The organism is Kitasatospora sp. NPDC089509 (genome assembly GCF_044749365.1).
Lineage (GTDB): Bacteria > Actinomycetota > Actinomycetes > Streptomycetales > Streptomycetaceae > Kitasatospora.
The window spans coordinates 162389-184818 of the sequence record NZ_JBIVHS010000019.1 but is presented as its reverse complement, the minus strand read 5'-3'; the positions used below and the strand labels follow the sequence as shown (position 1 = coordinate 184818).

Genomic DNA, 22430 nt, shown 5'->3' with positions numbered 1-22430 from the left:
GGACGCTTCCTTCGGACCGCCTTCCAGCGGGCCCTCCGGGCGCTTCGTTCTTTCGTGTTTCCAGCTTACCAGATGTTTTCCGCTCCGTTTTCCGGGGCTTCGTCATCCAACTCGCTGGTGTCTTCTGCGGCTTGACGCCCCGTCCGACGTTTCAAACTCTAGCCGATCCCCGCTCCGAAAAGCGAATCCGGCCGCAATCCGATAAAACGCACATGACAAATAAGCCCCAGGCCAGAACGCGTAAAGAACGCGAAACAGGACCCGGCGCGAACCGAGAAGTGGTGTTTCAAAGGATTGGCCGCCCCGGGACCGTCCACACTGATGCGTGTCCGGTGCTCCCTGCCGAGCGACTAGAGAACACTACCCCTATCCGGCGCCAGGGGCAACCCGCTGCCGGAGACGGTCCGGGTGCAGAGCGCCCGGCCCGGCTTCACGTACTCGCCGTTGGGGTGGTCGTTGCCGGTGACCCAGTGCAGCGCGGTGGCCTCGTCGCGGCCGCCCTCGCGGTGGCGGCGGAGTAGACGCTGCTCGCGGACGGCGTCGTCGGTGTCGACGTACCAGAGTTCGCGCAGCAGCCGGCGGGCGTCGGGCCAGGGGGTGTCCGAGGAGGCGAGGTAGTTGCCCTCGGTGATGACCAGGCGGGTGTGCGGTCGGACGACGTGGCGGGCGGCGACCGGTTCGTCCAGGGTGCGGTCGAAGTCGGGGACGTAGATGTCCTGGAAGCGGTCGGCGGCGACCCGGCGCAGCAGGGCGACGTAACCGTGGGCGTCGAAGGTGGCCGGGGCGCCCTTGCGGTGGGTCAGGCCGAGGCGGTCGAGCTGGGCGGCCGAGAGGTGGAAGCCGTCGAGCGGGAGGTAGGAGGCGGTGCCGGGGCCTTCGACGCGCTCGACCTCGGCGACCAGGTGACGGGCGAGGGTGGACTTGCCGGCTCCGGGCGGGCCGACGAGTCCGAGGATCGTACGGGCGTTGCTGCCCGGGCCGCGGAGGAGTCCGAGGGCAAGGGCGGTGAGGCGGTCCTCGTTCATGGCCGCACCCTACTCACCTGTCCCCCCGCTCGTCCGGGCCCGGCAGCCGCCGTCAGGGAAGGGCGGGGACGAGGGCGGGGTGGTCCAGGGTGAGGGTGCCGGCGTCCGCGTCGAGCAGGGCCGGGACGCCGAGCGGGACGGTGAGGGTGGACGGGCAGTGGCCGAAGCCCAGGTCCCCGAGCACCGGCACCCCGAGGTCGCCGAGGCGGTCGAGCATCACGTTCCGGACGCGGTCGGGACGTCCGCAGCCCTCCCAGGAGCCGAGGGCTATGCCGGCCACCCCGTCGAGGGCACCGGAGCGCAGGAACTGGGTGAGCAGGCGGTCGAGCTGGTACGGGTGCTCGTTCACGTCTTCGAGGACCAGGATGCCGGCCCGGTAGGAGGGGCGGGCGGCGGGTGTGCCCCGCTCGGCGGCGAGGACGTGGAGGCAGCCCCCGGCGGTGACGCCGTGGGCACGGCCGGGAACGAGCGGGGTGGCGGTGGGCGAGCCGAGGACGGTGACGGTGGCGGGCTCGAAGAGGGTCCGGCGCAGGTGTTCGGCGGTGGGGCCGTCGCCCACGAAGGAGGCGCCGGCGGCCAGCGGCCCGTACAGGGTGGCGAGGCCGAGGCGCTGGGCGAAGGCCTCGTGCAGGGAGCTGACGTCGCTGAAGCCGATGAAGGGCTTGGGCCGGGCGGCGCGCATCGCGGTCCAGTCGAGCAGGTCGACGATCCGGTGGACGCCGTAGCCGCCGCGGGCGCAGATGACGGCGTCGACGGTGGGGTCGAGCCAGGCGGCCTGGATGTCGGCGGCGCGGTCGGCGTCGGTGCCGGCCAGGTAGCCGAGGACGGGGTGGGTGTCGAGGACGTGCGGGGCGACGGTCACGCGCAGGCCCCAGGAGCGGAGGATCTCGCAGCCGGCGGTGAGCCGCTCGGGGTCGATCGGGCCGCTGGGTGCGACGACGGCGATGTGGTCGCCGGGGCTCAGCTGCCGCGGGCGGGTCAGTCCCTGGCCGGGCGTGGTCGGTTGCTGGTCCATGGACCGGGCCTTTCGGGGAAGGGGCGGGGCCGGGGCGGGCCCGGGGTGTGGTCGGGGCCGCCCGGTGACGATATGCCCGCCCGTCGACCGGCCGATGTCGGTGGGCGACGGGCGGGCAGCGGGCCCGGCCGGGGTGGGGGCCCCTTCAGATCGCGCCCATCACCTCCCGCACCTCGGCGAGGGTGGCGTCGGCGATGGCGTTGGCCCGTTCGGCACCGGTGCGCAGGACCTGGCGCAGGTGACCGCGGTCGGCGGCGAGTTCGGCACGGCGGGCGCGCAGCGGACGGAAGTACTCGTTGACGGACTCGGTGACGGTGCGCTTCAGGGCGGCCGCACCGCCGTCGCCGATCTCCTCGGCGATCGCCTCCGGGGCGCGGTCCTGGCAGAGCGCGGCGAGCAGGACCAGGCCGGAGACCTCGGGGCGGCCCGCCGGGTCGTAGGTGATGCGGCGGTCGGCGTCGGTCCTGGCACCGCGGATGATCCGGGCGGTCTCGTCCTCGGAGGCGCCGAGGGCGACGGCGTTGCCACGGCTCTTGCTCATCTTGCCGCCGTCGGTGCCCAGCAGCATCGGGGCCTCGGAGAGCAGTGCCCGCGGGCGGGGGAAGACGGCGCTGCCGTCGGCGTGCGGGTAGCGCTCGTTGAAGCGGCGGGCGACGGTGCGGGCGACTTCGAGGTGGGGCAGCTGGTCCTGGCCGACCGGGACGAGGTCGGCCTTGCAGAACAGGATGTCGGCGGCCTGGTGGACGGGGTAGGTGAACATCAGCCCGTTGACGGCGGCCTGGCTGGAGTGGGCGATCTCGTCCTTGACCGTGGGGTTGCGGCTGAGTTCGGCGACGCTCACCAGGCTGAGGAAGGGCAGCAGCAGTTGGTTGAGGGCCGGGACGGCGCTGTGCGCGAAGACCGTGGCGCGGTCGGGGTCGAGGCCGGCCGCGAGGTAGTCGAGGACGAGGTTCTCGGTGTGCTCGGCGAGCCGGTCGGCGATGTCGCGGTCGGTGATGACCTGGTAGTCGGCGACCAGCACGAACATCTCGACGCCCCGGTCCTGGAGCCGGACCCGGTTCTGCAGGGTGCCGAAGTAGTGGCCGAGGTGGAGCGGGCCGGTGGGGCGGTCGCCGGTGAGGACGCGGTGGGCGCCCGGGTCGTCGATCGGGTCCGCGCCGGTCAGATCGGCGGTCGGGTCGACGGTCGCGGTAGTGGTCGCGGTCGGATCGGCGGTCGCGGCGCCGGAGACGGTGGCGGTGGCGGAGACGGTGGCGGCAGCAGTGGTGGCGACGGTGGCGGTCATGGGGTTCTCCCTCGGTACGGCGGTGGTGGCGGCCGTCCGGGGCGCGGGCCCGTCCCGTGGGGAAAACGCGACAGGGCCGTCCATCCCGGACGGCCCTGGTCAGGCGAGTGTGGTGGCCGTCCTAGGACGGCCACCAGCACAGGCCCACGAAGCGCTTCATGCCCCCACGATAGCGTCCGGTCCTCCGTTGGTCCTCGTTTGGTCCTCGTCAGTCCTCCACGACCAGGGCCTGGGTGTCCTGGCGCAGCGTCTCGCCGCGGAAGAACTCGGGCCGGATCATGCCGTACCAGGTCATCAGCCCAGCGCCGAGCAGCAGGATGCCGACGCCGATCACGAACACCGAGCCGATGCCGAACACCGAGCCGCTGCCGTAGTCGGGGGACCAGGCGTCGGTGAGGGTCTGCAGGAAGACGGCGCTCAGCAGGAGCCCGCCGAGCAGCGGGGCGACGCCCTTGAGCAGCAGGTCGCGCAGGCTGCCGCGGAGCGAGCGGCGGAAGTACCAGACGCAGGAGAAGGCGGTCAGCGCGTAGTAGAAGCAGATCATCAGTCCGAGCGCCAGGATGGTGTCCTGGACGACGTTCTCGCTGATCAGGCTCATGCCGACGTAGAAGACCGCGGTCGCCAGGCCGGCCGCGACGGTGGCGTAGCCGGGGGTGCGGAAGCGCGGGTGGACGGTGCCGAAGCGGGGCGGCACCGCGCGGTAGGCGCTCATCGCGAGCAGGGTGCGGGCCACCGGGATGAAGGTGGTCTGCAGGCTGGCGGCGGCGCTGGCGACGACGGCCAGGAAGAGCAGGATGCTCCACGGCGAGCCGAGCACCGGGCGGGCCAGCGCGGCGAAGACGTTGTCGGCGGTCGCCGGGTTGCCGAGGCCGTTGCCGGTGCTGCCGACGCCCGCGAACATCTGGGCGGCGATCGCGACCAGCAGGTACGAGCCGACCAGGGTGACCATGGTGATCATGGCCGCCCGGCCCGGGGTCTTGGCACTGCCCAGGGTCTCCTCGTTCATGGTGAGGCAGGTGTCCCAGCCCCAGTACATGAAGATCGACAGCGACAGCCCGGCGGTGAACGCGCTGAACGAGCCGACCTGGAGCGGGTTGAGCCAGGAGAACGAGAAGCCGATCGAGTCGGGCAGGTCGCCGGCGGCGGCCTTGCCGATCGCGATGGCCGAGAAGAGCAGCAGCACGGCCAGTTGAAGGCCGACCAGGCCGTACTGGAACCACTTGGTGGCCGTCATCCCCCGGTAGCTCATCGCGGTGGCGCCGGCGATGAGCAGGACCACGGTGAGCAGGTGGACGGCCTTGTTCTGGTCCAGCCCGGCCACCCAACTGCTGCCGGTCATCTCACCGAGCATCAGGTAGAGGAAGTCGGTCGCGACCCCGGCCAGGTTGGAGAGCACGATGATCGTCGCGACGGTCAGTCCCCAGCCGGCCATCCAGCCGACCCGGGGGCCGAAGGCCTTGACCGTCCAGGTGAAGGACGTTCCGCAGTCCGGGAAGTCCTTGTTCAACTCCTTGTACGCGAACGCGACGAGCAGCATCGGCAGGAAGCCGGCCAGGAACACCGCCGGCATCTGCACGCCGACCGCGGTGACCGTCGGCCCCAGCGTCGCGGTCAGGCAGTAGACCGGGGCGACCGTCGAGACGCCCAGCACCACGCTGCCCAGCAGGCCGACCGAGTTGCCCCGCAGGCCCTTGTCCCCCGCTCCCCCAGCTGTTCCCGGTTCGGGAACGCCACCACTGGTGCCACTGACCGGGGCACCCTGCGGAGCGCCGGGCGCCATTGCCCGGCCGCTGCTCGTGCGCTCTGAGAGCTGCTGATCAAACACGAGCGCACTCTAAGGCGGATGAGGAAGGTTGAATAGACCAACTCTTGGTGATTTTATGCACTTACGATGACTTTTGACGGCTCCGCGGACACCCCCGTCCGACGGGCACGGCGGGCAGCGGGATAGGTTTGCCTCACCTAACTCCGATATCTGACCCGATGGCCCCGACTGCCCGGTCCCGACCCGTGAAGGAGCGTCGCGTGACCCCCCACACCGACGGCCCGACCCCCGACCTCCGAGCCACCGCCCTCCGCACCCCCGGGCGACGCCGCTTCCTCACCGCCGGACTGACCGGCGCCGCCGTGCTCGGCCTCGGCGGGCTGCTCAGCGCCTGCGGCAGCTCCGGCGGCTCGGGCGGCGGCGAGAGCGGCGGAGGCGGCGGGAACAGCGCCAAGCCCGGTAGCGGCGGCTCCCCCGACCAGAAGTCCGTCAAGCAGGGCGGCGACGACTACGCCACCGTGATCGAGAAGATGAAGGGCTTCGGCACCGACGCCGCCGCCGGCGTCTACCCGCGCACCGTCAAGCACGCCATGGGCGAGACCGTCATCCCGGCCCGGCCCACCCGGGTCGTGGTGCTGGACACCGGCGAACTCGACAACGTCGTCTCGCTCGGCATCCAGCCGGTCGGCGTCGTCCACACCGACGGGTCCAAGTCGCTGCCGTCCTACCTGAAGGACAAGGCGGGCAGCCCCGCCGCCGTCGGCACCATCAACAGCCTCAACCTGGAGGCGATCGCCGCACTCAAGCCCGACCTGATCCTCGGCAGCCAGCTGCGCGCCCAGGACCAGTACGCCCAGCTGTCGAAGATCGCGCCGACCGTCTTCTCGCTGCGCCCCGGCTACCCCTGGAAGCAGAACTTCCTGCTCAACGCCAGCCCCTTCGGCCTCCAGGCCGAGGCGCAGGCCCAGCTCGACGCGTACCAGGCGGCCGCCACCGCGATCGGGGCCGGGCTCGGCGACAAGCGGCCCACCATCACGCCGCTGCGCTTCATGCCGGGCCGGACCAGGCTCTACGCCGAACTCTCCTTCATCGGCACCATCCTCACCGACGTGCCGCTGCCGCAGCCGAAGATCGAGCAGGTCAAGGAACTCGCGGTGGAGGTCAGCCCGGAACAGATCGACCGGGCCGACGCCGACTGGATCTTCTACGGCGTCTACGGCAGCCCCAGTTCGACCAACCAGGACGCGGTGCTCGGGGGCGCGCTCTGGAAGACGCTCGGCGCGGTCAAGTCCGGTCAGGCCCGGCCGGTTTCGGACGAGACCTGGTTCCTCGGGCTCGGCGTCGCGGCGGCCAACGCGGTGCTCGCCGACCTCAAGGGATTTGTCTCACACGGGAGTTGAGCCGATCCGCCGGGTGGGCAGCGGCGCTGATCCCCTGGTCGCGCCGCCGGGCTCCCGGGCACACGCCCGGGAATGACGCTTGGAGCTGGTCGCGCGGTGCGGGAGGATCGTCGGGACCGTCCGCCGAAGGGCCCGCCGATGACCTCGCTCCACCCCAGTTCCACCGACTCCGCCCTACCCGGCCCGACCGCGGACGGCGCCGGATGCCCGCCCCCGGGCGGCCTGCCACCCGTGGCCGGCACTGCCGCTGCCGACGCGCCCGTTGCCGGCCCGACTGCCCCGGAGGCGCCCGGCCCGGGGGCTCCTGGCCCGGCGGCGACGCTGTGCGCGGTCGCGGCGGCGGCCGACGGCGGTACGGTCTGCGCGCCGGTCGCAGCGGGCGCTCCGGCCCGTCACGACTCGGTGCCGCAGCCGCGCACCCCGGAGGACGTCGAGGCGCAGCTCCGACGCGCCACGGCCGACGGCGATGCGACCACCGACCGGCTCCGGACGGCGTTCACCGAACGGCTGCGGGCCGCACGCGCCGAGGGGCGCTCGGTCGCCGAACTGGCGGCCGCGTGCCGCCGGTCCGTGGCGGAGGTGCGGGCGCTGCTCGGAGAGGCCGCGGACGACCCCTCCGTCGGGGCCGAGGAGGCCCGGGCTACGGAGGGGGCCGGGGCCGTCGAGGAGACCGGGGCTGCGGAGGAGGCGGCCGGGAGCGGCGCCTTCGGCGGGGCCGGGGCGGGGTTCGTCCGGTTCCAGCAGCCGACAGCACCGTCGGAGGGCAACCGGCCCGCGCCGGTGCCCCGTTCGACGCACGCGGAGGTCCGCGGCCTCGGCTCGCGACGGCCGTCACCCTCCCGCCGACTGCGCCGGATGCATCCGCAGACCGACCGGACCGGGCAGGAGGCGACCGCACGGGAGACGGCCGCGACCGACCCGACCGGAGCGGAACCGCGCGGTGCGGGGTGGGCGGGTGAACCGACCGGTGCAACGGGGGTGGTGGCCGACCGCGCGCCCCTGGCGGGCGGCCGGGCCCGGCCGTTCACGACCTCGGAGTTCGCCGCCCAGGAGTTCGCGGGTCCGGCAGTCTCCGGTTCGACGTTCGTCGGCCCGGCCTCCGCAGGCCCGGCATTCGCGGGACCGGCATTCGCGGGACCGGAGTTCGCGGCCTCGGCCACCCGGGCCGAACCGCCGCTCGGCATCCTGATCGGCGGCAGCCCGGTCCAGCCGGAGGCGGTCGGCCGCCCGGAGGAGCGGACACCGGTCCGGGTGGCGGCCGAGCCGATCCGGGTCGGCCGCGGGACCAGCCTGGTCGTCCTGCCCTCCTGGCGTCCCGCGATCGCCGTCTCGGTGTCGACCGAGCAGCTGATCGCCGAAACCGGGCTCACCGTCGAGCAGTTGGCCACCACCCGGCTGACCGTACGGATGAACCCCTGGGCGCTGCACGACCGGGAGTTGGACCTGCACGGCTGGGAGATCGGCCCGGCCGGACCGACCGGGCGGGCCCGGCGCGGCGGGAACGGCGGCGGGAACAGCGCGCGCGGCTAGCGGGCGTTCGGGACGTACCCGAGGTCGACGGGCACCGGAGGGCGCCCGTCGACCGCCCAGCCCCCGCGGACGGGTTCCAGCAGTTCCGGGAGCGTGGGCGGCCAGAGCGCGTCGGCGTTCTCGTCGACGAGGTCGGCCGGGGTCCACCAGCGCCAGTCGAGGATCCGGTCCTGGGCGTGCACCGCGCTGACGTCGCCGACCGGGCCGCGATGCGGTCCGCCGGTCAGGTAGATGTGTTCGTGCTGGCGGACCGGGGTGCCGTGCCAGGTGAAGTCGTGTTCCCAGGTGCAGAGCAGCGGGCCCGGTTCGAGGTCGGTCCAGCCGGTCTCCTCCCCCAGTTCGCGCCGGGCACCGTCCCGCGGGCTCTCGCCCGGTTCCAGTCCGCCGCCCGGCATGGTCCAGTGGACGCCGACCTCGTCGTTGTCCGAACGGAGCAGGAACACCGAGCCGTTCGCGTCCAGGACCACGGTGCGGGCGGCCCGACGGGGAACGCGTTTGCGCGGTCGCAGCAGTCTTCGCATCGGGACACTCTGACAGCGCCCGGACCGTGCGTCGATCGAATTCACCGTCCCGCCCGCCCACTTGAGCCGATCCGGGGCAGCGAACCGCCGTCGAGCCGGGGCCGTCGGCGGCCCGCTGGCCGTACCCTGACCGCCATGCCCGTACCCTCGATGCTCTTTCCCGCCGATCCGCTCAACCCGCGTCGGCCCGATCCGCACTTCGCCTGGGAGGCCCGGCTGCTCCGGGAGTTGGGCGGCGAGCACCATCTGGTCGACCACGACGCGCTGCTCGGCGGGCGCGCCGAGGAGGCGGTCCAGCGGGTGCCCCAGGGCGGCGGACCGCTCTGGTACCGGGGCTGGATGCTCCCCTCCACCCGGTACGCCGAGTTCGCCGCCGCGCTCACCGCCCGCGGCGGCAACCTGCTGACCAGCCCGCCCGGTTACGCGGCGGCCCACGAACTGCCTGGCTGGTACGGGGTGTTCGAGGGCGCGACCCCGCCCAGCGTGTGGATCCCGGCCAAGGGAACGGCGGCCCCCACGCCGGAGGAGCTGGCGGACGCGGCGACCCGGCTCGGCGGGAGCGGGCCGGCGATCGTCAAGGACTACGTGAAGTCGCGCAAGCACGAGTGGCACGAGGCCTGCTACGTACCGGAGTTGGCGGACCTGGCGGCCGTCGGCCGGGTGGTCGGACGGTTCGTCGAGCTGCAGGGCGAGTTCCTGGCCGGCGGGGTGGTGCTGCGACGGTACGAGGAGTTCGAACGCACCGGCGGACCGCTTCGGGACACCGCGCGCCCTGCGGACGGCGCAGACGGCCCGGACCGCGCAGATTGCCTGGACCGCGCAGATGGCCCGGACGGCGCAGATGGCCCGGACGGCACGGATGGGGCGGACTGCGGGGGGCGGGCGGTGGAGGCCCGGGTGTGGTGGCTGGACGGCCGGCCGATCCTGGTCGGGCCGCACCCGGACGCCCCGCACCAGCGGGTCGACCCCGACCTCAGCGAAGTGCCCGCGCTGGTGCGAAGACTCGGCTGCCGCTTCGTCACCACCGACCTCGCCAGCCGGGCCGACGGCTCCGGCTGGCGGGTGGTGGAGGTCGGGGACGGGCAGGTGAGCGACCTGCCGCGCGGGGTCGACGCCTCGGGACTGCTGGCCTCGTTGATCGCCGCCTGACGCTCCTGGGGCCGGCCTGTTCCGCGGTCCGCCCGCCTGCCGGACCGGCAGGCGGGCGGACCGTGGGGTCGGGGCTACCCGGCGGCGACCGCCCCGGCCGGTGCCGGGTGGCCCTCCGCGATGAACGCCCGCCAGAGCCGGGCGTACGTCCCGTCCAGGGCCAGCAGTTCGGTGTGGGTGCCGTCCTCGACCACCCGGCCGTGGTCCAGCACGACCACCCGGTCCGCGCGTTCGGCGGTGGTCAGGCGGTGGGCGATGACCAGGGTGGTCCGGCCGCCGCTGAGCCGCTCCGCGGCCCGGTTGACCGCGGCCTCGGTGGCGAGGTCGAGCGCCGCGGTGGCCTCATCCAGCAGCAGGATGTCCGGGTCGACCAGTTCGGCCCGGGCCAGTGCGATCAGCTGGCGCTGGCCTGCCGAAAGGTTTCGCCCACGGCCCGCGACCTCGTGGTCGTAGCCGTCCGACAGCCCGACGATCATCTCGTGGGCGCCGACCGCCCGGGCCGCCGCCTCCACCTCGGCCGCCGAGGCGTCCGGGCGGCCGTAGGCGATCGCCTCCCGGACCGTGCCCGCGAACAGGTAGGCCTCCTGCGGCACCACGCCCAAGCGGTGGCGGTACTGGGCCAGGTCGTACCGGGTGAGGTCCACCCCGTCCACCCGGACGGTGCCCGCGGTGGCGTCGTAGAACCGCGCCACCAGCTTGACCAGCGTCGACTTGCCCGCGCCGGTCTCACCGACCAGCGCCACCGTCTGCCCCGCGGGTATCCGCAGGTCGACACCGCTCAGCACGTCCGGGGCCCCGTCCGCGCCGCCGTTGTAGGCGAAGCCGACGCCCTCGAAGCTGATCTCGCCGCGCAGGCCCTCCGGCACCGGGACCGGGTCGGCCGCCTCGGCCGTGGTGGTCGGGGTGCGCAGCAGTTCCCGGATCCGGCCGAGGCCCACCGCGGCCTGCTGGTAGCCGTCGAACACCTGGGACAGCTGGTTGACCGGGGCGAAGAACAGGTCGATGTAGAGCAGGTACGCGACCAGCGCGCCGACCGTCAGCGTTCCCGCGTCCACCCGGGCGGCGCCCACGATCAGTACCAGCGCGGCGGCCACGCTGGAGAGGAACTGGACGAACGGGAAGTACAGCGAGATGTAGAACTGCGCCCGGACCCGGGCCTCGCGGTAGGCGATGCCACGCGCCACGAAGCGGTCCGTGTTGGTGTCCAGCCGACGGAAGGCCTGGACGATCCGCATGCCGGCCACGTTCTCCTGCAGGTCGGCGTTGACCGTGCTGATCAGGTCGCGGGAGCGCTCGTACTGGTCCTTGGACTTCTTGCGGAACACCAGGGTGGCGACCACCAGCAGCGGCAGCACCGCGAAGACCACCAGGGCCAGGCCGGCGTCGATGACCAGCAGGGCCACGAAGATCCCGGCGAAGGTCAGCAGGCTGACCACCGCGGTGACCATGCCGGTCTGCAGGAACGACGTCAGCGAGTCCAGGTCGGTGGTCATCCGGGTCATGATCCGGCCGGTCAGCTCGCGCTCGTAGTAGTCCAGGCCGAGCCGGTTCAGGTGGGCGAAGATCTTGAGCCGGAGGGTGTACAGCACCCGCTCGCCGGTACGGCCGCTGACCAGGTTCTCGCTGCTCTGCACCAGCCAGTCCAGCAGGACCACGACCAGGGCGATGACCGAGGCCACCGCGACGCCGGACATCAGGCCCTTGCGCACGCCCTCGTCGATGCCGTGCCGGATCAGCACCGGCAGCACCAGGCCGGCGGCCGCGTCGAGGGCGACCAGCAGGAAGGCGATCAGCAGCGGGGTGCGGAAGGGGCGCAGCAGGCGGCCGAGGCTGAAGTCGGGGTCACCGGCCTCGGCTTCGGCGCGGGGGACGGCGGGGACGTCGGCGGCCGGCGGGAGGGCGGCGACCTTGGCCAGCAGGTCGGGGTCGGCGGTGCGGGCGGCCTTGACGAGGGCGGGGGTGGGGAGTTCGGGAGTCTGGCCCTGTTCCTGCTGCGCGGGCCGCTCGTGCCCGGTCGCGGGCTGGCCGGTCGTCGGCTGGTCCTTCGCGGGCTGCTCGGTCGCGGACTGCGGCTCGGGGGCGCGACCGGCCTCGGGGTCGGTGATCAGGGCCCGGTACTGGGGACATCGGGCTTCGAGTTCCTCGTGCGTACCGAGGTCCAGCAGTCGGCCGTGGTCCAGGACGGCGATCCGGTCGGCGAGCTGGAGGGTCGAACGGCGGTGGGCGATCAGCAGCGTGGTGCGGCCGGTCATCACCGAGCGCAGCGCGTCGTGGATCTCCGCCTCGACCTGCGGGTCGACGGCCGAGGTGGCGTCGTCCAGCAGCAGGATCCCGGGGTCGGTGAGGATCGCCCGGGCCAGGGCGATGCGCTGGCGCTGGCCGCCGGAGAGGGTCAGGCCCTGCTCGCCGACCTTGGTCTCGTAGCCCTCCGGCAGCGCCCGGACGAACTCGTCGGCCTGGGCGGCGCGGGCGGCGGCGACGACCTGCTCATCGGTGGCGTCCGGGCGGCCGTAGGCGATGTTGGTGCGGACCGATTCCGAGAAGAGGAAGCTCTCCTCGGGGACGATGCCCACCGCCGCCCGGACCGAGTCCAGGGTGAGGTCGCGCAGGTCGTGGCCGTAGAGGCGGACCGCGCCGACCGCCGGGTCGTAGAAGCGGGGCACCAGCTGGGCCACCGTCGACTTGCCGGAGCCGGAGGCGCCCACCAGGGCGAGGGTCTCGCCGGGGGCCAGCCGCAGGCTGAGGCCGTGCAGGACCGGGGCGGGGTGCTCGGGGTCGTAACGGAACTCGACCTGGTCGAACTCCAGGGCCACGTCGGGGGTCCGGGGGCCGGTCGTGGCGGCCCCGGCGTCGGAGCTGTCGGACCTGTCGGCGTCGGAGCGGCGGGAGCCGGCGTCGGAGCTGCCTGCGTCGGAGCCGCCGGCCGAGGCGGTGGCGCCCCGGGTGAGGTCCAGCGCGACCGCGTCCGGGCGCTCCTGGACCAGCGGACGCTCGTCGATCAGCTGCAGGACCCGCTCCACACCCGCCCGGGCCTGCTGGCCGACCGTGATGACCATGGTCAGCATCCGCACCGGACCGGTCATCTGCGCGACGTACGTGGAGAAGGCGACGAAGGTCCCGAGCGAGACCCGCCCGTCGACGGCCAGCCAGCCGCCGAAGGCCAGCACCGCGACCTGGGCCAGGGCCGGTATCGCCTGCATCGCCGGGTTGTAGCGGGCGTTGAGGCGTATCGAGCGGAGTCGGGCGGCGAACAGGTTGTGGGAGACCTGCTCCAGCTTGTCCCGCTCCTGCGCCTCCTGACCGAAGCCCTTGACCACCCGGACGCCGCCGATCGCGCCGTCCACCACGCCCGCGACGGCGGCCGCCTCCTGCTGGGCGGCCCAGGTGGCCGGGAACAGGCGCTTGCGGCTGCGCACGCTGACCCACCACAGGGCCGGGGCCATGACCAGGGCGATCAGGGTCAGCGGCGCGGACAGCCAGACCATCACGCCCACCGACATGACGAACATCAGCAGGTAGCCGGTCATCATCGGCAGCATCGACAGCAGGCCGTTGATCAGCTGGAGGTCGGAGGTCGCACGCCCCACCACCTGGCCGGTGTCCAGCCGGTCCTGCCGGTGACCGTCGAGCCGGCCGAGCGAGCGGAACAGGTCGCTGCGCATGTCGTGCTGGACGTCGAGGGCCAGCTGGCCGCCGTAGTAGCGGCGGACCTGGGTGCAGCCGAAGACCACCACGGCCGCCACCAGCAGCACCACGGCCCACGGGGTCAGCGAGCGGGTGTGGGCGACGATGACGTCGTCGATGATCAGCTTGGTGACCAGCGGCACCAGCGCGGTGACGGCCATGCCGAGCAGCGAGGCGCCGAAGGCCAGCAGCAGGCTCCGGCGCGACCGCCAGCTGTAGCCGATCAGGCGGCGCAGCCAGCCGTCGGTCCGGGTCACGGACGGGTCCGCGCCCGGGCTGCCGTTCGCTCCCGGGCCGGCGTTCGCTCCCGGGCCGGCGTTCGCGCCCAGGTCGGCGTTCGCACCCGGCTCGGGGCGCGGGTCGGCGGTGTGCGGGCCGTCACCGGGGGCCTCCCGGTTCGAGCCGGGGGCCGGTGGGCCGCTCGGGGATTGCTCCACCATGGATCCGTGAGTCTCGGGCATATTTAGGGATGCTAACCATTTCATCGGGTGGCCGCCATGGTTTTTCCGGCCGCACGAGGCGGTCGGGACTGACTCCGGGCGGCCCGGATCGTCCGGTCCGGCGGACTGGGCAACAGCCTGCGGCCAGCGGTGATTCCCGATCGCGCGCGACTGCGACCCAACGGTGCGCCTCTGCCTCAAGCGTCGCCGACGACCCGGCACCCGCCCAGCGACCCGGGGGCGGGCGGGCGCCGTCCTTTGGACCTAGGCCCTCTCCGGCCGGCCACGGGCGGCCCCCGACCAAGGGGCGCGGGTGAGTCGACGGGCGGGCTCGACGCCGCGGCCTAGGAGTCGGTGGACGCGGAGCGCACCGAACCGACGGGGCCGGAGCCGGCCGGATCGGCCGGATCGGCGGTCGACTCCGCCGCCGCCGCGAACGCACCGTGGGCGAGGGTGTGCAGCAGCGCGGCCATGCCGTCGCGCTGGAGTCCGGCGCGCTCGCCCTGGGCCGGGTTCGGGCCGAGGCTGTGCGGGGTCGAGTTGATCAGGCCGAAGACCGCGTGCACGGCGGCCCGCGCCACCGGTTCGGCAGCGGGGGCGGCGAGCGGCGGATGGGCCTGCCGGACCACGTCCACCCACAGCTCCACATAGCCGCGCTGGAGCCGACGGACGGTACGGCGGTCCTCCTCCTTGAGGTTCAGCAGCTCGCGGTCGTGCAGGGTGATCAGGTCGCGGTCGTTCAGCGCGAAGTCGACGTGGCCGCTGATCAGCGCGTCCAGCGCGGCGGCCGGGCCGTCGCCGCCACCCGCCCGGCGGCGCCCCTCCTCCAGCAGGCGCTCACTGATGCCGATCAGCAGGTCGGCCAGCATCGCGTCCTTGCCGGCGAAGTGACGGTAGAGGCCGGGGCCGCTGATGCCCACGGCCTTGCCGATCTCGTCCACACCCACACCGAGGAAGCCCCGGGCGGCGAACAGCCGGGCGGCCTCCTTGCGGATCTGGTCACGGCGTGGGAGCGCGGAGGCTGCGGGGACGTTCGGCATGCTGCCCATCGTAGACAGTCGGGTTATCGACCGTTAACCTGGGCGCGTAAGTTAACGTTAATTAACGTATGGAACCACGGGCGCACCGCACTCGGCCCGCCCGCCTGCTGCCGAGGGCAAGGGAGCTCTTGGGAATGGTCATCTCAACCACCGGCTCGCCCTCCGGCGTCCGGTTCAGCACAGCGAACGGCACCGCGGCGGCCCCGGGCGCCGTATCTCCGGGCGCCGCCGCTCCGGCTCCCCGGCTCGGCACCTCCGCCGACCCGGGCTCCGCGGCCTACCGGGCCAACACCGAGGCGCACCAGGCCCTGGTCGCCGAACTGCGCGCGAAGCTCGACGCGGCCGCCCTCGGCGGCGGCGCCAAGGCCCGCGCCCGGCACACCTCGCGCGGCAAGCTCCTCCCCCGCGACCGGGTGGACACCCTGCTCGACCCGGCCTCGCCGTTCCTGGAGCTGGCCCCGTTGGCCGCCGACGGGATGTACGACGGCGCCGCGCCCGCGGCCGGGGTGATCGCCGGGGTCGGCCGGGTCACCGGACGCGAGGTGGTGGTGGTCGCCAACGACGCCACCGTCAAGGGCGGCACCTACTACCCGATGACGGTGAAGAAGCACCTGCGCGCCCAGGAGGTCGCGCTGGAGAACCGCCTCCCCTGCATCTACCTGGTGGACTCCGGCGGCGCCTTCCTCCCGATGCAGGACGAGGTCTTCCCGGACCGCGACCACTTCGGCCGGATCTTCTACAACCAGGCCCGGCTCTCGGCCGCGGGCATCCCGCAGATCGCCGCGGTGCTCGGCTCCTGCACGGCCGGCGGCGCCTACGTCCCGGCGATGAGCGACCAGGCGGTGATCGTCCGCAACCAGGGCACGATCTTCCTGGGCGGACCGCCACTGGTGAAGGCCGCCACCGGCGAGGTGGTCACCGCCGAGGAGCTGGGCGGCGGCGAGCTGCACTCCCGCACCTCGGGCGTGACGGACCACCTGGCCGAGGACGACGCCCACGCCCTCTCCATCGTCCGCACCATCGTGTCCGGACTCGGCCCGCGGTCGGCCAAGCCGTGGCCGCTCACCCCGGTCGAGCCCCCGGCCGTCGACCCGGCCGGCCTGTACGGTGCCGTCCCGGTCGACCCGCGCACGCCCTACGACGTGCGCGAGGTGATCGCCCGGCTGGTCGACGGCAGCCGCTTCGCCGAGTTCAAGGCCGAGTACGGCGCGACCCTGGTCACCGGCTTCGCCCGGATCCACGGCCACCCGGTCGGCATCGTCGCCAACAACGGCGTGCTGTTCTCCGAATCGGCCCTCAAGGGCGCCCACTTCATCGAATTGTGCGACCAGCGCGGCATCCCCCTCCTCTTCCTGCAGAACATCACCGGCTTCATGGTCGGCCGGCAGTACGAGGCGGGCGGCATCGCCAAGCACGGCGCCAAGATGGTCAACGCCGTCGCCTGCACCCGGGTCCCGAAGCTGACCGTGGTGGTCGGCGGCTCGTACGGGGCCGGCAACTACTCGATGTGCGGCCGGGCCTACTCACCCCGCTTCCTGTGGATGTGGCCGGGCGCCAAGATCTCCGTGATGGGCGGCGAACAGGCGGCCTCCGTCCTGGCCACCGTCCGTCGCGACCAGCTGGAGGGACACGGCGAGGAGTGGCCGGCCGAGGCGGAGGAGGAGTTCAAACGCCCGGTCCGCGAGCAGTACGAGCGGCAGGGCAACGCCTACTACGCCACCGCCCGGCTCTGGGACGACGGTGTGATCGACCCGATGGACACCCGCACCGTCGTCGGGCTCGCCCTCACCGCCTGCGCCAACGCCCCGCTGGCACCGCCCGCTCCGTACGGCGTCTTCCGCATGTGACGCCGTCCGCCGGCGCGTTCGCCCGGTGGCCGCTCCGCCGCCCGGCGGGTGCTCCCACCGTCCGGTGACCGCTCCGATGTGCTCCCTCCCTTCCGGGTGTGACTCCTGCGGCGCCGGCCCGACGACCGGGTCGGCGCCTCGACCGCCCACCGCCACCTCCTACTCACGGCTCCCCTCGACCCGGAGGAACGCCTCCCATGTTCGACACAGTTCTGGTCGCCAACCGCGGCGAGATCGCGCTGCGGGTGATCCGCACCCTGCGGCGGCTCGGCGTCCGCTCGGTCGCCGTGTTCAGCGACGCGGACGCCGACGCGCCGCACGTCCGCGAGGCCGACGTCGCGGTCCGGCTCGGCCCGGCCGACCGCAGCGACAGCTCCGCGGCCGAGACCTACCTGCGCACCGACCAGATCCTCGCCGCCGCCCACCGCACCGGCGCCCAGGCCGTCCACCCCGGTTACGGCTTCCTCGCCGAGAACCCCGGCTTCGCCCGCGCCTGCGCCGACGCGGGCCTCGTCTTCATCGGACCACCTCCCGGTGCGGTCGAGCTGATGGGTGACAAGATCAACGCCAAGGAGGCCGTCCGGACCGCCGGCGTCCCCGTGGTCCCCGGCAGCCAGGCCACCGCGCCCACCGACGAGGACCTCGTCGCCGCCGCCGACGAGATCGGCTACCCCGTCCTGCTCAAGCCCTCCGCCGGTGGTGGCGGCAAGGGCATGCGTCTGGTGCGGGACCCGGCCGAGCTGCCCACCGAGATCGCCGCCGCCCGCCGCGTCGCCCGGACCGCGTTCGGTGACGACACCCTGCTGTTGGAGCGCTGGGTCGACCGGCCGCGCCACATCGAGGTGCAGGTGCTGGCCGACGCCCACGGCACCACCGTCCACCTCGGCGAGCGCGAGTGCAGCCTGCAGCGCCGCCACCAGAAACTGATCGAAGAGGCTCCCTCCGTTCTGCTCAATGCGGAGACCCGCGCCGCGATGGGCGCCGCGGCCGTCCGTGCCGCCGAGTCCTGCGGCTACACCGGGGCCGGCACCGTGGAGTTCATCGTCCCCGGCATCGACCCGGACGCCCCCGCCTCCGCCGCCGAGGGGGTGCGGGACTTCTTCTTCATGGAGATGAACACCCGCCTCCAGGTCGAACACCCCGTCACCGAACTCGCCGTCGCCGTCGGGCCGGACGCGGCCCGACTGGACCTGGTCGAGTGGCAACTGCGCGTCGCCTCGGGCGAGCCGCTCTCCTTCACCCAGTCCGACATCTCCTTCCTGGGCCACGCCATCGAGGCCCGCATCTGCGCCGAGGACCCGGAACGGGACTTCCTGCCCACCGGCGGTCGCATCCTCACCCTGGACGAGCCCCGGGGCGAGGGCATCCGCGTCGACTCCGGGATCGCCCCCGGAACCGTCGTCACCAGCGCCTACGACCCGATGCTCGCCAAGGTCATCGCGTACGGGCCCGACCGCCCGACCGCGCTGCGCCGGCTCCGCGCCGCGCTGGCCGACACCCGCATCCTGGGTGTCACCACCAACACCGGCTTCCTGCGCCGACTGCTCGCCCACCCCGAGGTCGTCGCCGGCCGACTGGACACCGGCCTGGTGGAACAGACGGCCCAGCAGCAGCCGGCCCTGCTCGTGGCGCCCCACTCGCCGTCGAACGCGGCGGCGTCGTCGGTCGCGGCAGCGACGTCGAGCGCGGCACCATCGGACACGGCCATCCCGGAAGCGACCGCCCCGACCGGGGCCGCGGACCTGGACGCCGTCGCGCCGACCGAATCGCCGTCACCCGCCCACCTCCTCTACTTCGCGGCCGCGCTGGCACGGCACCTGGAACTCACCCCGGCCGCCGACCCCGGCGGCTGGACCGACCCGTTCTCCCTTCCCTCCGGCTGGCGCCTGGTCGGCACCCCCGCCTGGACCACCCACCGACTCCGTACCCCCGGCCAGGACCCGGTCTCGGTGCGCATCCGTTCGATCACTGCGGGCAACGTAACCCACCCCACTGACAACTCCCCCGGGAGCGCCCGCGAGGTGGAGCTCCGGCTCGATGCCGGCCCGGTGCACCGCGCCCGCGCGACCCTGGCGGCCGACCGGTTGCACCTGACCGTCGACGGCCTGCAGACCGCGTTCGCCCTGGCCACCGACGCCACCCCCGGTCTCGCGGGCGGCCCGGTGACCTGGCTCGGCGTCGAGGGCGACGCCTGGCCGATGCACGGCTACGACCCGGTCGTCGAGAGCGCCGCCGGGGCCTCGGCGCACCACGGCGCGCTGACCGCCCCGATGCCCGGCACCGTCACGGTCGTCAAGACCACGGCGGGCGAGACGGTCCGCAAGGGCCAGCCCCTGCTCGTGCTGGAGGCCATGAAGATGGAACACGTGATCGCCGCACCGCACGACGGCGTGGTGGCCGAGCTGCGGGCCACCGCGGGCGCCACCGTCGCGATGGAGGACCTGCTGGTCGTGGTGGCCCCGGCCGAGCCGGCCGCCGAGCCCGTGGAGGTGCGGTCATGACGTCCCAAGAGCGCCCGGACCAGGGGACCCCGGCCCGCGAGCCCGACACCCTCGACCTCGGCCTGCCCTCCCCGGTCCGCGCCCCCGGCCTGCCCGAGGCGGTCCGGATCCACGAGGTCGGACCGCGCGACGGGCTGCAGAACGAGAGCTCCCTGGTGCCCGTCGAGGTCAAGGCGGAGTTCATCGGCCGACTCGCCGCCGTCGGGCTGCGGACCGTCGAGGCGACCAGCTTCGTTCACCCGAAATGGGTACCCCAGCTCGCCGACGCCGAGGACCTGATGCCCCGGCTCGCCGACCTTCCGGACCGCCACCCCGGCCTGCGGCTGCCGGTCCTGGTGCCCAACGAGCGCGGCCTCGACCGCGCGCTGGCCCACCACGCCACCGACGTCGCGGTGTTCGCCAGCGCCACCGAGACCTTCGCCCGGCGCAACCTCAACCGCTCGGCGGACGAGGCCATGGCGATGTTCCGCCCGGTCGTGACCCGGGCCGCCGAGGCCGGGGTCGCGGTCCGCGGCTACCTCTCGATGTGCTTCGGCGACCCCTGGGAGGGGCCCGTCCCGCTGGACCAGGTGGTCCGGTACGGCGTGCAACTGCTGGAGATGGGCTGCGCGGAGCTGAGCCTCGGCGACACCATCGGCGTGGCCACACCCGGCCAGGTCGGCGCCCTGCTGGGCGGCTTCGCCCAGGCCGGCGTGCCCGTCGGCCGACTCGCCGTGCACTTCCACGACACCTACGGCCAGGCGCTCAGCAACACCCTGGCGGCGCTGCGCGAGGGCGTCACCACGGTGGACGCCTCGGCCGGCGGCCTGGGCGGCTGCCCGTACGCGAAGAGCGCCACCGGCAACCTGGCCACCGAGGACCTGGTGTGGATGCTGCACGGACTCGGCATCCGGACCGGTGTCGACCTGCGCGCACTGGTCGCGACCAGCGGCTGGATGGCCGAGCGCCTCGGCCGGCCGAGCCCCTCCCGCACCGTCCAGGCGCTGCTCGGCACCACCCGGGGCTGACCGCTCCCCCACCGGGGCCGGCCTTCCCGACCCGGGGCCGGTGCCGGGGCACCTCGTCGTCCGCCTTCTTCCGTCTCCGTCCACGTTCATCCGCCAACCACACCGTGCGACCGTCACACCGTCAGACGGACGCCGGTCATCCGCTCACCGCCCGCGGCCGCCCCGGCCGGGCACCAGGAGGATCAGATGCTCGACCACCGGCTCAGCAGCGAGTACGAGGAACTGCGGCGCACCGTCGCCGAGTTCGCCAAGGACGTGGTGGCCCCGAAGATCGGCGAGTTCTACGAGCGGGAAGAGTTCCCGTACGAGATCGTCCGCGAGATGGGGCGGATGGGCCTGTTCGGTCTGCCCTTCCCGGAGGAGTACGGCGGCATGGGCGGCGACTACTTCGCGCTCGGCCTCGTCCTGGAGGAACTCGCCCGCGTGGACTCCTCGGTGGCGATCACCCTGGAGGCCGCCGTCTCGCTCGGCGCGATGCCGATCCACCGCTTCGGCACCGAGGAGCAGAAGCGCGAGTGGCTGCCCCGGCTGACCTCGGGCGAGCTCCTCGGCGCCTTCGGCCTCACCGAACCCGAGGGCGGTTCGGACGCCGGGGCCACCCGCACCACCGCGCGGTACGACGAGGCCACCGACGAGTGGGTCATCAACGGCACCAAGTGCTTCATCACCAACTCCGGCACCGACATCACCGGACTGGTCACCGTCACCGCGCTCACCGAACCGCTCGCTCGTTCGAGTGAAGAAGGCGAATTCCGCTCGCCCGTACGGGAGATCTCCTCCATCATCGTGCCCACCGGGACCCCCGGGTTCCAGGTCTCGAAGAAGTACTCCAAGGTCGGGTGGAACGCATCCGACACCCGCGAACTGTCCTTCACCGACTGCCGCGTCCCCGCGGCCAACCTGCTGGGCGAGCGTGGCCGAGGCTACGCCCAGTTCCTGCGGATCCTCGACGAGGGCCGCATCGCGATCGCGGCCCTGGCCACCGGCCTGGCCCAGGGCTGCGTCGACGAGTCCGTCAAGTACGCCGGCACCCGGCGGGCCTTCGGCCACCCGATCGGTGCCAACCAGGCCATCCAGTTCAAGCTTGCCGACATGGAGCTGCGCGCCCACACCTCCCGCCTGGCCTGGCGGGACGCCGCTTCCCGGCTGCTGCACGGCGAACCGTTCAAGAAGGAGGCCGCGATCGCGAAGCTGTACTCGTCCGAGGCCGCCGTCGACAACGCCCGCGAGGCGACCCAGATCCACGGCGGGTACGGCTTCATGAACGAATTCCCGGTCGCCCGCTTCTGGCGCGACTGCAAGATTCTCGAAATCGGGGAGGGCACGTCCGAAGTCCAGCGCATGCTCATCGCCCGGCAGCTCGGCGTCACTTCGTGACGATCCCTTCCTGAGGGTCACCTCCTGAGCCGAGCCGACCGGGCCGACCCACCGCTCCGCAACGGGTGTTGAGGAGCCGACCGAACAAGCCCAGGGACGCACCGGGGCGGCGCAGGCCGCCACGGAAGGCACAGGAGGAGACCCCGGAGGAGGCATCAGGAGCAGCAACAGGCAAGGCGTTCAAGGGGTTTGACCGGAGCTCGCGGGCGTCCGCGGAACCCTCAGGGGATCACGATCACCGGGCGGTTGGCCCGCCGCGCCAGCCGCCCGGAGACCGAGCCGAAGATCTTGCCGAGCAGGCCGTGCGTCGTGCCGACGACGATCGCGTCGGCGGCGTACTCACGGCCGACCTCCTCGATCTCGTGGCAGATGTCGCCGCCCCGCTCGATCAGGATCCACGGCACCCCCGCGAGGAAGTCCGCACAGGCGAGCTCCAGGCCGAGCACCTCCGTGCGGTGGTCCGGGAGGTCGACGAAGACGGGAGGTTCACAGCCTGCCCAGACCGTGGCGGGCAGACGGTTGGCGACGTGCACGATCACCAGGCCGCACTGCGACCTGCGGGCCATGCCGACCGCGTAGGCGAGGGCGCGCTCGCTCGACAGCGAACCGTCGAAGCCGACCACGACGCCATGCTGGAACACCGGATCGAGGACGTGCCCGGGCGCGTCCTTCCCCGACGGCCCGGTGTGCCCGCCGACCCGGCCGGACGCCGTGTCCGGACGATCGGCACCGGGGCCGGGGTGGCCCGTCACCGGGGACTCCGCAGCGGCGCCCGGTCGCCCGTCGCTCCGCTGGCGGGGCGCTGAGCGGTCACGGCGGGCGAGGCCGACCCGGCTGAGGCTGC

General features: G+C 73.3%; 15 protein-coding genes. 7 read left to right on the top strand and 8 right to left on the bottom strand.

All coding sequences use genetic code 11. From position 1 onward, the window contains the following. Positions 1-350: 350 nt before the first annotated feature. The 4 genes from ACIP4P_RS31945 to ACIP4P_RS31930 form a co-directional block, all read right to left on the bottom strand. Entirely contained in the window at positions 351-1025 is a 675-nt protein-coding gene (locus tag ACIP4P_RS31945; RefSeq protein WP_400924435.1) for a nucleoside/nucleotide kinase family protein, read from the bottom strand. Between the two features lie 52 nt (positions 1026-1077). Beyond that, entirely contained in the window at positions 1078-2040 is a 963-nt protein-coding gene (locus tag ACIP4P_RS31940) for an LD-carboxypeptidase (RefSeq protein ID WP_400924433.1), read from the bottom strand. 145 nt (positions 2041-2185) lie between these two features. Then, the gene (trpS, locus tag ACIP4P_RS31935) at positions 2186-3325 is read right to left on the bottom strand and encodes a tryptophan--tRNA ligase (RefSeq protein ID WP_400924431.1); all 1140 of its coding nucleotides are present in this window, start codon (positions 3323-3325) and stop codon (positions 2186-2188) included. 208 nt (positions 3326-3533) lie between these two features. Beyond that, positions 3534-5105, bottom strand: a complete 1572-nt coding sequence (locus tag ACIP4P_RS31930; protein WP_400924445.1) for an APC family permease — start codon at positions 5103-5105, stop codon at positions 3534-3536. 332 nt (positions 5106-5437) lie between these two features. Here ACIP4P_RS31930 and ACIP4P_RS31925 point away from each other — a divergent pair, with 332 nt between their 5' ends. Continuing rightward, positions 5438-6490 (top strand): ABC transporter substrate-binding protein, encoded by a 1053-nt coding sequence (locus ACIP4P_RS31925; protein WP_400924443.1) that lies wholly within the window; start codon positions 5438-5440, stop codon positions 6488-6490. 138 nt (positions 6491-6628) lie between these two features. After that, complete coding sequence (locus tag ACIP4P_RS31920; protein WP_400924429.1) at positions 6629-8020, top strand: hypothetical protein; 1392 nt, start codon at positions 6629-6631, stop codon at positions 8018-8020. Here ACIP4P_RS31920 and ACIP4P_RS31915 read toward each other — a convergent pair. After that, positions 8017-8541 (bottom strand): NUDIX hydrolase, encoded by a 525-nt coding sequence (locus ACIP4P_RS31915; RefSeq protein WP_400924427.1) that lies wholly within the window; start codon positions 8539-8541, stop codon positions 8017-8019. The two genes, ACIP4P_RS31920 and ACIP4P_RS31915, sit on opposite strands and share 4 nt — an antisense overlap. 135 nt (positions 8542-8676) lie before the next feature. Here ACIP4P_RS31915 and ACIP4P_RS31910 point away from each other — a divergent pair, with 135 nt between their 5' ends. Next, entirely contained in the window at positions 8677-9690 is a 1014-nt protein-coding gene (locus ACIP4P_RS31910; protein WP_400924426.1) for an ATP-grasp domain-containing protein, read from the top strand. Positions 9691-9764: 74 nt separating this feature from the next. Here the strand turns inward: ACIP4P_RS31910 and ACIP4P_RS31905 are convergent, their stop codons facing one another. Both ACIP4P_RS31905 and ACIP4P_RS31900 read right to left on the bottom strand, forming a co-directional pair. Next, a complete protein-coding gene (locus tag ACIP4P_RS31905; RefSeq protein ID WP_400924424.1) occupies positions 9765-13835 on the bottom strand; it encodes an ABC transporter ATP-binding protein in 4071 nt (1356 codons plus the stop codon). Positions 13836-14158: 323 nt separating this feature from the next. Further along, entirely contained in the window at positions 14159-14854 is a 696-nt protein-coding gene (locus ACIP4P_RS31900; RefSeq protein WP_400924421.1) for a TetR/AcrR family transcriptional regulator, read from the bottom strand. Positions 14855-14988: 134 nt separating this feature from the next. On the opposite strand from ACIP4P_RS31900, the gene ACIP4P_RS31895 reads away from it, so the two are divergent. From ACIP4P_RS31895 to ACIP4P_RS31880, 4 genes are all read left to right on the top strand, one after another. Beyond that, entirely contained in the window at positions 14989-16701 is a 1713-nt protein-coding gene (locus ACIP4P_RS31895) for a carboxyl transferase domain-containing protein (RefSeq protein ID WP_400924419.1), read from the top strand. Between the two features lie 197 nt (positions 16702-16898). Beyond that, positions 16899-19202, top strand: coding sequence for an acetyl/propionyl/methylcrotonyl-CoA carboxylase subunit alpha (locus tag ACIP4P_RS31890; protein ID WP_400924416.1), 2304 nt, complete (start codon positions 16899-16901; stop codon positions 19200-19202). Then, on the top strand, positions 19199-20209 hold the full coding sequence (locus tag ACIP4P_RS31885; protein ID WP_400924414.1) for a hydroxymethylglutaryl-CoA lyase: 1011 nt from the start codon (positions 19199-19201) through the stop codon (positions 20207-20209). Before ACIP4P_RS31890 ends, ACIP4P_RS31885 begins: the two co-directional genes overlap by 4 nt. A 186-nt stretch (positions 20210-20395) precedes the next feature. Beyond that, the gene (locus tag ACIP4P_RS31880) at positions 20396-21586 is read left to right on the top strand and encodes an acyl-CoA dehydrogenase family protein (RefSeq protein ID WP_350518074.1); all 1191 of its coding nucleotides are present in this window, start codon (positions 20396-20398) and stop codon (positions 21584-21586) included. A 221-nt stretch (positions 21587-21807) separates the two neighbouring features. Here ACIP4P_RS31880 and ACIP4P_RS31875 read toward each other — a convergent pair whose 3' ends face one another. After that, positions 21808-22338, bottom strand: a complete 531-nt coding sequence (locus ACIP4P_RS31875; RefSeq protein WP_400924411.1) for a universal stress protein — start codon at positions 22336-22338, stop codon at positions 21808-21810. Positions 22339-22430: the final 92 nt, after the last annotated feature.